The sequence below is a fragment of the Labedaea rhizosphaerae genome (assembly GCF_004362825.1).
GTDB lineage: Bacteria > Actinomycetota > Actinomycetes > Mycobacteriales > Pseudonocardiaceae > Labedaea > Labedaea rhizosphaerae.
On the sequence record NZ_SNXZ01000002.1, the window covers coordinates 419,330 to 431,833 of the forward strand.

Sequence of the window (12,504 nt, forward strand, 5' to 3'; positions counted from 1 at the left end):
GGACGCAAGCCATGGCGCACCCAACAGTCGAGGACGTCCTGCCGCTTTCGCCGTTGCAGCAAGGATTGCTGTTCCACTCCCGCTTCGCCGACGCCGAACGCGACGTCTACACCGTGCAGGTCTCCCTCGACCTCGCGGGCGTGGTCGACGTCCCCGCGTTGCGCGCGGCCGCCGAAGCGCTGCTGCGCCGGTACCCGAACCTGCGCACGGCCTTCCTGCACAAGAGTTCGGGCGAACCCGTGCAGGTGGTGTCCAGCCACGTCGACCTGCCCTGGCACGAGCACGACCTGACCGCGCTCGAACCGGCCGCGCGGGAAGCCGAACTGGCCGGGCTGGTCGCCGACGACGCGGCCCGCGGGTTCGACCTGGCCCGCCCGCCGGTGCTCCGGTTCACCCTGATCGCGCTCGAACCCGGGCGTTGGCGCTTCCTGATGACCAGCCACCACATCGCGCTGGACGGCTGGTCCGGGCAGATCGTGCTGCGGGAGCTGTTCGCGAGCTACGGCCGGGGCGGCGACACCAGCGGGTTGCCCCCGACCACGCCCTACCGCGACTACGTGGCCTGGCTCGCCGCCCAGGACCGGCCCGCCGCCGAAGAGGCGTGGCGGACCGCGCTGGCAGGGGTCGAGGAACCGACGCTGCTGGCGCCGGTGGACCGCGACCGGGTGCCCGTGTTCCCCGAGTCGGTCGAGCTGAGCCTGAGCGAGGAGCACACGGAGGCGTTGCGTGGCCTCGCCCAGAGCCTCGGTCTGACGCTGAACACGGTGGTCCAGGGCGCGTGGGCGGTGCTGCTGGGTGCGGTGACGGGCAAGCAGGACGTGCTGTTCGGCATGACCGTGTCCGGCCGGCCTGCCGAGGTGCCCGGCGTCGGGGACATGGTGGGGCTCTTCGCCAACACGCTGCCGGTCCGGGTGGTGCTCGACCCGGACGAGTCGTTCACCACTCTGCTGACCGGCCTGCAGCGCCGCCAGTCGGACCTGCTCGCCCACCACCACCTGGGGCTGTCCGACCTGCACCGGCTGACCGGGCTGCCGGAGCTGTTCGACACCACGACGGTGTTCGAGAACTACCCGGACGACATGGACGCCGTGCTCGGGTCGGTGGCCGGGACGAGCGTGTCCGGCTTCCGGATCCGCAGCGCCACCCACTACCCGCTCGGCCTGATGGCCTTGCCCGGCAAGCGGCTCACCCTCCGGCTGGTGCACCAGCCCGACCTGCTCGACCACGCCGCCGTGCGGGCCATCGCCGACCGGCTTTCCTTGGTGCTGCACGCGATCGCCGACGACCCGGACCGGCCGGTGCGCTCGGTGGACCTGCTGACCACGCGGGAACGCCGGCAGGTGCTCACCGAGTGGAACGCCACCACCGCACCGCTGCCCGACGCCGGGATCGCCGCGCTGTTCGAGCAGAACGCGGCCCGGCGACCGCAGGCCATCGCGGTGACGGGCGACCAGGGCACGCTGACCTACGCCGAACTGGACGCCCGCGCCAACCGGCTGGCGCACCGGCTCGTGGACCTCGGCGTGCGAGCCGAGGACGTGGTCGGGGTCTTCGCCGAGCGGGGCACGGCGTTCCTGGTGGCCGTGCTCGCGGTCGTCAAGGCCGGTGGGGCCTACCTGCCTTTGGATCCGGCATACCCGGCCGACCGGCTGGCGTTCATGCTCGCCGAAACGGGCGCACCGGTGGTGCTCACCACCCAGCCACCACCGGACGAGCTCATCACCGGCGGCGTCCGCTGGGTGCAGGTGGACGAGGAGCCGACCGACGGAGATGGGGAGCGGCCACCGCGGGCCGACACCGGGCCACGAGCCGCCGCTTGCGTGATGTACACGTCCGGGTCGACCGGCGTGCCGAAGGGGATCGTCGTCGAGCACCGGGCGGTGGTCCGGCTGGTCCGCAACCAGGACTTCATGGCGTTCGGGCCGGACAAAGTGGTGTTGCAGTCGGGCTCCGTGTCCTTCGACGTGTCCACATTGGAGGTTTGGGGCGCGCTGCTCAACGGCGCGACCCTGGCCGTCTACCCGCCGGTCGTGCCGTCCGCGGCCGAGCTCGGTGCCTTCTGCCGCGCGCACGGGGTGAGCACCGCACTGTTGCCGGCGGGGGTGTTCCACGAACTGGTCGACGCGGGCGCGGCGGCACTCTCGGGTCTGCGCCAGGTCGTGGTCGGCGGCGACGTGCTCTCCCCGGCACGCGCCACGGTGGCAGTGCTCGAGTGGCCCGAACTCAGCCTCGTCAACGCCTACGGCCCCACGGAGAACACGTCCGTCACCTGCGCCCACCGCTACCGGCCGGCCGCCCTGCCGACCGGGTCGGTCCCGATCGGCAAGCCGATCCGCAACACCCAGGTGCGCGTGCTCGACGGCGACCTGCGGCCGGTGGGCGTCGGGGTGGCCGGTGAGCTCTTCGCCTCAGGTGCGGGTCTCGCCCGTGGGTACGTCGGGCGGCCGGCGGCGACGGCCGAGCGGTTCGTACCCGACCCGTTCGGCCCGCCCGGGTCGCGGATGTACCGGACCGGGGACTTGGTCCGGTGGACCGCCGACGGGGAACTGGTCTTCCTCGGGCGGGTCGACGACCAGGTGAAAGTGCGGGGTTTCCGGGTCGAGCCGGCGGAGATCGAGTCGGTGCTGGCGGAGCACCCGGCGGTCGGCGCCGCCGCCGTGGTGGTCCGCGAGGACCGCCCCGGCGACAAGCGGCTGGTCGGCTACGTGGTGCCGGCCGCGGGCGACAGCGCTCCGGTCGAGCAGGTCGGCGAGTGGCTCGGCATCTACGAGTCCTGGTACCAGGACTCGGTGGCAAACCCGGTCCCGTTGGGCGAGAACTTCATGGGCTGGGACTCCAGCTACGACGGCAAACCCATCCCGCTCGCCCAGATGCGCGAGTGGCAGGAGGCGACGGTCGCGCGGATCCGCGCGTCGCGACCCCGCCGTGTCCTGGAGTTGGGCGTGGGCAGCGGACTGCTGCTGGCCCGGCTCGCCGCCGGCTGCGAAGCGTACTGGGGCACGGACTTCTCCCCTGCCGCCATCGAGGCGCTGCGGGCGAGCACCGCCGCGGACCCGCGCCTGGCCGATGTGGTCGAGTTGCGGACCCAGGCCGCCGACGACGTCACCGGCTTGCCCACCGGGTACTTCGACACCGTCGTGGTGAACTCGGTCGCCCAGTACTTCCCCGACGCCGCTTACCTGGTCCGGGTCGTGCGGCAGGCCATGGAGCTGCTCGCCCCCGGCGGCCGGCTGTTCCTCGGCGACCTGCGCAACCTGCGCACCCGGCGGGTGTTCCACACCGCCGTGCGGTTGCACCGAGCCACCACCGATGACGTCGACCCGGTGCGCGCCGCCGTCGAGCAGGCCGTGCTGCTGGACAAGGAACTCCTTGTCGCGCCGGAGTTCTTCACCACGGTGCGCCGCGACGTGCCGGCCATCGCGGGCGTCGACGTGCGGGTCAAGCGCGGCGCGGCGCATAACGAGCTGACCCGCCACCGCTACGACGTCGTGCTGCACAAGGAACCCGTCGAGCAGGCGAACGTGGCGGAGGTCGAGTGCGTCCAGTGGAGCGCCCTCGGCTCAACGACCGCGCTGACGTCCTATTTGGACGGATGCGCGGGGCGAGCGGTGCGCGTTCGCGGGATCCCCAACGCGCGGCTGGCCGGTGAGGTCGCCGCGGAACGGGCGCTGCGCCGCGGTGCCGGCCTCGAGGCCGCCCGGCGGGTGCTGCGCGAGACCGGTGGCGTCGATCCCGAGTCGGTGCACGAACTCGGCGAACGGCTGGGATACCAGGTCGCCGTCACCTGGTCGACCGGTGACGACACTGTGGACGCAGTGTTCCTGCGCGGCGACACGACGATCACCGGCACCTATCTGCCGGGCCCGGCCGACGGGCGCCCGGCCGACTACGTCAGCGATCCCGCCTTCTCCGCCCGTGCGGGCGAGTTCGTCGCGTCGCTGGGCGGCCACCTGCGGCAGCGACTGCCGTCCTACCTGGTGCCCGCCGCGCTGGTGGTCCTCGACCAGCTGCCGCTGACGGTCAACGGGAAGCTCGACCGCCGGGCACTGCCCGCGCCGCAAGCGGCCACCGGCGCGGTCCGGCGGGCCCCGCGCACACCGCGCGAGGAAATCCTGTGCGACCTGTTCGCCGAGGTGCTCGGCGTGCCGGGGGCCGGCATCGACGACGACTTCTTCGCGCTGGGCGGGCACTCGCTGCTCGCGACCCGGCTGACCAGCAGGGTGCGTGCGGTGCTCGACGCGGAACTGCCGATCCGCGCGGTCTTCGAGACGCCCACTGTCGCGGGCCTCGCCCGGGTCCTGGACACCGCGGACGGCGCCCGGCCGGCGCTGCGGCCCGTGCCGGCACCACCGGACGTGCCGCTGTCGTTCGCCCAGCAGCGGATGTGGTTCCTGCACCGGTTCTCCGGACCGAACCCCACCTACAACATGGTCCTGGCCCTGCGGCTGACCGGGCCTCTCGACCAGGCCGCGCTGAGCGACGCACTGTCCGATGTGGTCACCCGGCACGAGCCGCTGCGCACCGTGTTCCCCGAGGTCGACGGGCAGCCCACCCAGCGAGTGCTCGACCCGCTGGCGGTGCCCTGCCGCCCCGACGTCGTCGCGGCGACCGAGGAGGACCTACCCGACCGGATGGCGGGTTTCGCGGCGCGGACCTTCGACCTGCAGACCGAGCCGCCACTGCGCACCGTGCTCTACCGGCTCGCCCCGGACGTGCACGTGCTCCTCGTCGCCTGGCACCACATCGCGGGCGACGGGTGGTCACGGGCGCCGTTCCTGCGCGACCTGTCCACCGCGTACGCCGCGCACCGGCGCGGGGTCGCGCCGGAGTTCGACCCGCTGCCGGTCCGCTACACCGACTACACGCTCTGGCAGCGCGACCTGCTCGGGGACGGGACGGACAGCATGCTGGCCGGGCAGACGGCGTACTGGACCGAGGCGCTCGCCGGGTTGCCGGATGAGACCACGCTGCCGGTGGACCGCCCTCGGCCGGCGCACGGCAGCCAGCGAGGCGCGGTCTGCGGGTTCGAGTGGCCGGCACAGCTGCACCACGGGCTCGTCGAGCTGGCCCGCCAGACCGGAACGACGCTGTTCATGGTCGTGCAGTCGGCCCTGGCCGCGTTGCTGTCCCGGCTCGGCGCGGGCGGCGACGTGCCCATCGGCAGCCCGATCGCCGGGCGCACCGACGACGCCCTGGACCAGTTGGTGGGCCTGTTCGCCAACACGGTCGTGCTGCGCACCGATACGTCCGGCAACCCGACCTTCCGCGAGCTGTTGCGCCGCACCCGGGCCGCCGACCTCGGCGCCTACGCCCACCAGGACGTGCCGTTCGAACACCTCGTCGACGCGCTCAACCCGGCCCGCTCCCCCAGCCGCCACCCGCTGTTCCAGGTGATGCTGGTGCTGCAGAACACCGCGGACGCCGAGGTAGACCTGCCCGGGTTGCGCGCCGAAGTGCAGGCGGTACGGCAGTCCACCGCGAAGTTCGACCTGTCCTTCGAGTTCGCGGAGCGCCCCGGCGGCGGGGTCGGCGGCGCGCTGAACTACAGCACCGATCTGTTCGACCGGGGCACGGCCGAGCGGCTCGTGCGGGGCCTGCGCCGGGTGCTCGCCGCGGCGGTGGCCGACCCGAACCGGCGCATCGACGGCATCGACCTGCTCGACGCCGACGAACTGCGCACGATCCTGGTGGACTGGAACGGGACCGGCTGCGCGGTGCCGGACACGACGTTGACGCAGGTGTTCGAGGCGTCGGTCGCGGCCGCGCCGGACGCGGTCGCGGTGACCCATGACGGCGTCGCGTTGACCTACGCCCAGCTGAACGCGCGGGCCAACCAGCTGGCGCGCTACCTCCTCGCCGAGGGCGCGGGGCCGGAACGCGTCGTGGCGCTGGCCCTGCCCCGGTCGGTGGAGCTGGTCGTCGCGATCCTCGCCGTGCTCAAGGCCGGGGCGTGCTACTTGCCGATCGACCCGGACTACCCACCGGAGCGGATCGCCCTGCTCCTGGAGGATGCTCGGCCCGCGGTGGTGCTCACCACCACTGAGGCGGCCAAGCAGGTGCCCGCCGCGGCGGTCGCGCTGGACGACCCGGAGCGCACTGCGCGGATCGCCGGGTTCGCCGCCACCGACCTCGGCACCCGGATCGACCCGGACAGCGCCGCCTACGTCATCTACACCTCCGGGTCCACCGGCAAGCCGAAGGGCGTGGTCGTCAGCCACCGCAACGTGGTCGGCCTGCTGGCCGCCACCCGCGACGACTTCGCGTTCGACCCCACCGACACCTGGACGCTGTTCCACTCCTACGCCTTCGACTTCTCGGTCTGGGAGCTCTGGGGCCCGCTGTCCACGGGCGGCCGGCTCGTCGTCGTGCCGCACTGGATCACGCGGTCGCCCAAGGACTTCCTCGACCTGCTCGAGCGGGAACGGGTCACGGTGCTCAACCAGACGCCCTCGGCCTTCTACCAACTGATCGAGGCCGACCAGCAGCGCCCGGCCGACCTCGCCTTGCGCTGGGTGATCTTCGGCGGCGAGGCGCTCGTGCCACAGCGGCTGGCCGACTGGTTCGCGCGCCACCCGCGCCACGCGCCGCGCCTGGTGAACATGTACGGCACGACCGAGACCACCGTGCACGTGACGCACAAGCTGCTCGACGACGCGACCACCGGGGTGGGCAGCCCCATCGGGCGGCCCATCGCCGACCTGCGGGCGTACGTGCTCGACCGCGCCCTGCGGCCCGTCCCGCCCGGGGTCGACGGCGAACTGCACGTCGCGGGCACCGGGGTGGCACGCGGCTACCTCGGCCGACCCGGCCTGACCGCGGACCGCTTCGTCCCGGACCCGTTCGGCGAACCAGGAGCCCGGATGTACCGCACCGGCGACCTCGTCCGGTGGACCGCCAGTGGCGAGCTGGAGCACCGCGGGCGGGCGGACGACCAGGTGAAGCTGCGCGGCTTCCGGATCGAACCGGGTGAGATCGAGGCGGCGCTCGCCACGCACCAGGGCGTCGGCCACGCGGTCGTCGCCCTGCGCGAGGACGAACCGGGCAAGCGTCAGCTGGTGGCCTACGTCGTGGCGCCCGCGGGCGGCACGGCGCCCGGCCAGGACGTGCTACGAGCCCACGCCCGGCGGCTGCTGCCGGTCCACATGGTCCCGTCGGCGTTCGTCCCCCTCGACGTGCTCCCGTTGACCCGCAACGGAAAGCTCGACCGCCGGGCGCTGCCCGCGCCGGACTTCGCCGCGTCGTCCGCCGGCCGCACGCCCACCACCGATGTCGAGAAGGCGCTCTGTGCCGTGTTCGCCGAGGTGCTCGGGCTGCCGTCAGTGACCGTGGACGACAACTTCTTCGACCTCGGCGGGGACAGCATCGTGTCCATCCAGGTGGTCGGCAAGGCCGCCGCGGCAGGCCTCGCGATGTCGCCTCGGGACCTGTTCGCCCACCAGACCGTCGCCGCGCTCGCCAGCGTCGTGCGGACCGCCCCCGCCCAGGGCGACGACGACTTCGCCGAGGCGGTCGGCGCTGTGCCGCTGACGCCGATCATCGCCCGGCTGCACGAGGTCGGCGGGCCGATCGACGAGCTCAACCTGGCGATGCTGGTGCGCGTCCCGCCGGACCTCGAGCGCCGCCACCTGGTCACCGCGCTGGGCGCGGTGCTCGACCACCACGACGCGTTGCGGCTCCGGTTGACGCGGTCGGCGGGCGACTGGGCGCTGCAGGTGCGACCGCGGGGTTCGGTGGCCGCCGAGGACTGTCTGCGGGTGATCGGTCCGGACGACTGGGACGCCGGCGCCGTGGCCGCGTCGGTCGGCCCTGCTTACGCCGCCGTGCAACGCGAACTGGACCCCGACGCGGGCACGATGGTGCGCGTCGTCTGGTTCGACGGCGGGCCCGGGCGGCCGGGCCGGTTGCTGGTCGTGGTGCACCACCTGGCGATCGACGCGGTGTCGCTGCGCATCCTCGTGCCGGACCTCGCCACGGCCTACCAGGCGGCCGCGGCCGGCGAGCGGCCACGCCTGGCGACGCCGCCGGCCTCACTGCGACGGTGGGCGGTCGAGCTGGCCGCGCAGGCCCAGCACCGGGACGCCGAGCTTCCACTGTGGACGGACATGCTGGCCGGCCCCGACCCGTTGATCGGCTCCCGGCCGCTCGACCCCGCGCGCGACACCGGGGAATCCCTGCGCACGCTCGCCTTCTCCATGCCCGCCGAGCACGCCGAGCCACTGCTGACCACGGCGCCCGCAGTCTTCGACGTCAAGGCGCACGAGGTGCTGTACACCGCGCTCGCGCTCGCCGTCGCGCGGTGGCGTGGTGTGGTCGCAACTGACGACGGGTTGCTGGTCACGGTGCAGGCGCACGGCCGGGAGGTGATCGGCGACGGCGTCGACCCCTCGCGCACCGTCGGCTGGCTCGCCACCGAGTTCCCGGTCCGGCTGGCCCCCGGCGCGGACGGCGTGCGGCCCGCGCTCGAACGCGTCCGCGACCGGCTGCGTGCGTTGCCGGACAACGGACTCGGCTACGGCATGCTGCGCTACCTCAACCCCCGCACCGGTCCCGTGCTCGCCGCGTTGCCTGCACCGCAGGTGAAGTTCAACTACCTGGGCCGGTTCGGCGTCCGCGCCGAGGCCGAGCACTGGTCACCCACCGACGAGACCGGGTCGGTGCTCAACGGCGGCGCCAGCCCGCGGCGACCGGCGCGCTGCCCCGTGGAGATCACCGCCTACATCGCCGACCACCCCGACGGCGCCCGGCTGACCATGCTCTGGTCCTGGGTGGACGGGGTGCTCTCCGACGCATCGATGACCGAGCTGGTGGACGCGTGGTTCGCCACCACGCGGGCCATCGGCGCCGCCGCACAGGAAGCGAGCCGGCCGTGACGACCCTTGTCGACAAGGTGTGGGACAGCCACGTTGTGGACCACCGCGACGAGGACGACCTCCTGTACGTCGACCTGCACCTGATGCACGAAGCGACGTCCCCGCAAGCTTTCGACGGCTTGCGGCTGGCCGGGCGCGCGGTGCGCAGGCCCGACCTCACCCTCGCGGTCGAGGACCACAACGTGCCGACCACCTCGCTGCTGGTCACCGACCCGAGGGGCCGCGCCCAGCTGGAACGGTTGCGGGCCAACTGCGCGGCGCACGGCATCGAACTGCTGCGCCTCGGCGATGCCCGGCAAGGCATCGTGCACGTCGTCGCCCCGGAACTCGGCCTGGTGCAACCGGGCATGAGCGTGGTGTGCGGCGACAGCCACACCTCGACGCTCGGCGCGTTCGGTGCGCTGGCGTTCGGCACCGGCACCAGCGACGTGGAACACGTGCTGGCCACCCAGACCATCGCGCTGCGAAGGCCCAGGACGATGGCGGTCGAGTTCACCGGCGAACGGCCGCCGGACGTCACGGCCAAGGACCTCGCCCTCGCGTTCATCACCGCGATCGGGGCCAACGGCGCCCATGGGCACGTCCTGGAATACCGCGGCGACGCCGTCACGGGGTTGTCCATGGAAGGCCGGATGACGTTGTGCAACATGACGATCGAGGCCGGTGCGCGGGCCGGACTGGTCGCCCCGGACGAGACGACGTTCGCCTACCTCGCCGGTCGGCCGCACGCGCCACGGGGCGAGGTGTGGGAGCGCGCGCTCGCGCGGTGGCGGACGCTGCCCACCGACTCGCCCACCTTCGACCGCACGGTGACCGTCGACGTCGCCGGGCTGACACCGTTCGTCACCTGGGGCACCAACCCCGGCCAGTCCGTGCCGCTCGACGGTCGCGTGCCCGACCCCACCGCGTTCGCCGACCCCTCGGCGCGGGCCGCGGGCACCCGGGCGTTGGCGTACATGGGCCTCGAACCCGGGGTGCGCATGCGGGAGCTGGACATCGACACTGTGTTCGTCGGCTCGTGCACCAACGGCAGGCTCGAGGACCTCCGGGCCGCCGCCGACGTCCTGCGTGGCCGCACCGTCGCCTCGTCGGTGCGGATGCTGGTGGTCCCGGGGTCGTCGGACGTCCGGCAGCGCGCCGAGGCCGAGGGGCTGGACGAGGTGTTCGTGCGCGCCGGGGCGCAGTGGCGGCTCTCGGGCTGCTCGATGTGCCTGGGGATGAACCCGGACCGGCTGCACGGCAGCGAACGGGTCGCCTCCACCTCCAACCGCAACTACGAGGGCAGGCAGGGCGACCGGGCCCGGACCCACCTCGTTTCCCCCGCCGTCGCGGCCGCCACCGCCGTCGCCGGCCGCCTCGCCGCGCCAAGCGAACTCTAGGAGCCCGCCATGCCCGTGCAGCTGACCGCGCACACCGGCCGGGTCGTGCCGCTGCGGCGCAGCGACGTGGACACCGACCAGATCATCCCGGCCGAGTTCTGCAAGGAGCTGACCAAGACCGGCTACGCGAAGGGTTTGTTCGCCCACTGGCGGGCCCGGGGTGGGTTCGTGCTCGACGACCCGGCACGGGCCGGGGCGAGCATCCTCGTGGCCGGCCGCAACTTCGGCACGGGCAGCTCCCGCGAGCACGCCGTTTGGGCCTTGCGGGACTGGGGGTTCGCCGCCGTCGTCGCGGTCGACTACGGCGACATCTTCCTGCGCAACGCCCTCAAGAACGGGTTGCTCGCCGTCGCGCTCGACGAGGGCTCGGTGGCCGAGCTGGCCGACCGGGCCGAGGCCGATCCCGCCTTCGAGCTCACCGTCGACCTCGAAGGCCGCGAGGTGCGGGCGCCCGGGTTCCGGCGCTCGTTCCGCATCGACGACCGGGCGCGGTGGCTGCTGCTCAACGGCCTCGACGACATCGCGGTCACCCTCGGCCGCGACGACCGGATCCGTGCGTACGAACAGGCACGCCCGGACTGGCTGCCGGTGGTCGGCCGATGACCGGCCTGCGCATCACGGTCCTGCCCGGGGACGGCATCGGGCCCGAGGTGGTGGCGCAGGCGCTGGCGGTCCTCGACGCCGTCGCACCGGAGGTCGAGGTCGACGTCCTGGACCGCGTCAACGCGACCACGTTCGCCCGGACCGGCGCCGCCCTGACCGACGACGACCTCGCCCGGATCCGCGCCAGCGATGCCCTGCTGCTCGGGGCGATCGGCGACCCGTCGGTGCGGTCACCGGACTACGCGCGTGGTGTGCTGCTGCGCCTGCGGTTCGAGCTGGACCTCTACGTCAACCAGCGACCGGCCGTGCTCCTGCACGCCCGGCTCAGCCCGCTGCGCGACCCGGCCCGGCGCGGCATCGACTGCGTCATCGTCCGGGAGAACACCGAGGGCGCCTACACCGGCATCGGCGGGACGCTGCGCAAGTGGACGCCGCACGAGACGGCGATCGACGCGGACGTGAGCACCTACCACGGCGTGTCCCGTGTCATCGAGCACGCCTTCCGCATCGCCCGCCGCGAGGTGTGCGTGGTGGACAAGGCGAACGCCGTGCCCTTCGGCGGCGAGCTGTGGCAGCGGTGCTGGAGGGAGGCGGCGGGCCGCCACCCCGGTATCGCGACGAGCCACCTGTACGTCGACGTGGCGGCGATGACCCTGGTGTCCGACCCGACGCGGTTCGACGTGGTCGTGGCCAGCAACGCGCACGGCGACATCCTCAGCGACGTGGCGGCCGCGGTCGCGGGTGGGCTCGGCGCCGCGCCGTCGGCGAACCTCGACCCCGCAACGGGTTTCGGCCTCTACGAGCCGGTGCACGGCAGCGCGCCGGACATCGCCGGGACCGGGGTGGCCAACCCCCTGGGCGCGATCGCCAGCCTGGCCATGCTCCTGGCCGATCACGGTCACGAGGACCAAGCCCAGGCCATCCAAACGGCCATTCGTTCCACTGTGGACAAACGGCGCTGCACACCCGACCTGGGTGGGGCGCTCACCACCGAGCAGGCCGCGGCCGCCGTGATCGCCGAACTCGCCTGACTCGGGTCAGAACAGCAGGCTCGCCACGAGGGGCGGCGCCGCGGCGAGTGCGCAGTAGCGGATGCAGCGGCCCGGCAGCGCGACCGCCAGGAACACCGGCATGCGCATCTTCACCACCCCCGCGAGCACCGTGGTCGCGCCGAACGGGGGCAGGCCGACCACGGTGCTGACCGAGAACACGCCGAACATCCACCCGGGGCGCTCCTGCGCGCGGTCCATGGCCATCGCCATCCAGTCCGCGGCTCGTGCGCGCCAGCCGGTGCGTTCCTTCTCCTGCGGTTTCGCGTCCGCGCGCGTGAAGGCCGGCAGCCGCACGACTCCGCGTGCCGCGTAGTAGTGCACGACCTTGCCCAGCACCTGGCCGGCCGCGGTGCACACGCCCAGCGCCAGCCACGGGATCTCCGGTTCGCGCACGACCAACCCGACGACGAAGAGCTCGATGCTGCCGAACGGGAACACGGCCAACAGGAACGCAAGACCAAAGGTAATGCCCAGCCAGTAGGCCATTCCCCACCTTTCGGCGACCAGCGGATCGTCCAGCCTGACCGGGTTTCCCTGCAGGAAGCTATTTTTCCGCTATATCGGCCGTCCGCCGTGGTGTAGATCGCCGCCCCTGGTGCC

At 73.1% G+C, this 12,504-nt stretch carries 5 protein-coding genes; 4 read left to right on the forward strand and 1 reads right to left on the reverse strand.

Annotated features, from left to right (window positions below; all coding sequences use genetic code 11):
• Nucleotides 1-11: 11 nt before the first annotated feature.
• Genes EV186_RS11335 through EV186_RS11350 form a run of 4 tightly spaced genes read left to right on the forward strand, consistent with a single transcriptional unit; the run spans nucleotide 12 to nucleotide 11,883 of the window.
• Nucleotides 12-8,870 carry a non-ribosomal peptide synthetase gene (locus EV186_RS11335; protein WP_166659121.1) on the forward strand — a complete coding sequence of 2,953 codons (8,859 nt, stop codon included), beginning with the start codon at nucleotides 12-14 and terminating at the stop codon, nucleotides 8,868-8,870.
• Nucleotides 8,867-10,249, forward strand: a complete 1,383-nt coding sequence (gene leuC / locus EV186_RS11340; protein ID WP_133849198.1) for a 3-isopropylmalate dehydratase large subunit — start codon at nucleotides 8,867-8,869, stop codon at nucleotides 10,247-10,249. Before EV186_RS11335 ends, leuC begins: the two co-directional genes overlap by 4 nt.
• 9 nt (nucleotides 10,250-10,258) lie before the next feature.
• The gene (leuD, locus tag EV186_RS11345) at nucleotides 10,259-10,852 is read left to right on the forward strand and encodes a 3-isopropylmalate dehydratase small subunit (protein ID WP_133849199.1); all 594 of its coding nucleotides are present in this window, start codon (nucleotides 10,259-10,261) and stop codon (nucleotides 10,850-10,852) included.
• The gene (locus tag EV186_RS11350; RefSeq protein ID WP_208115563.1) at nucleotides 10,849-11,883 is read left to right on the forward strand and encodes an isocitrate/isopropylmalate dehydrogenase family protein; all 1,035 of its coding nucleotides are present in this window, start codon (nucleotides 10,849-10,851) and stop codon (nucleotides 11,881-11,883) included. Before leuD ends, EV186_RS11350 begins: the two co-directional genes overlap by 4 nt.
• Before the next feature lie 6 nt (nucleotides 11,884-11,889).
• Here EV186_RS11350 and EV186_RS11355 read toward each other — a convergent pair whose 3' ends face one another.
• Complete coding sequence (locus EV186_RS11355; RefSeq protein WP_133849200.1) at nucleotides 11,890-12,390, reverse strand: YqaA family protein; 501 nt, start codon at nucleotides 12,388-12,390, stop codon at nucleotides 11,890-11,892.
• Between the last annotated feature and the right edge of the window lie 114 nt (nucleotides 12,391-12,504).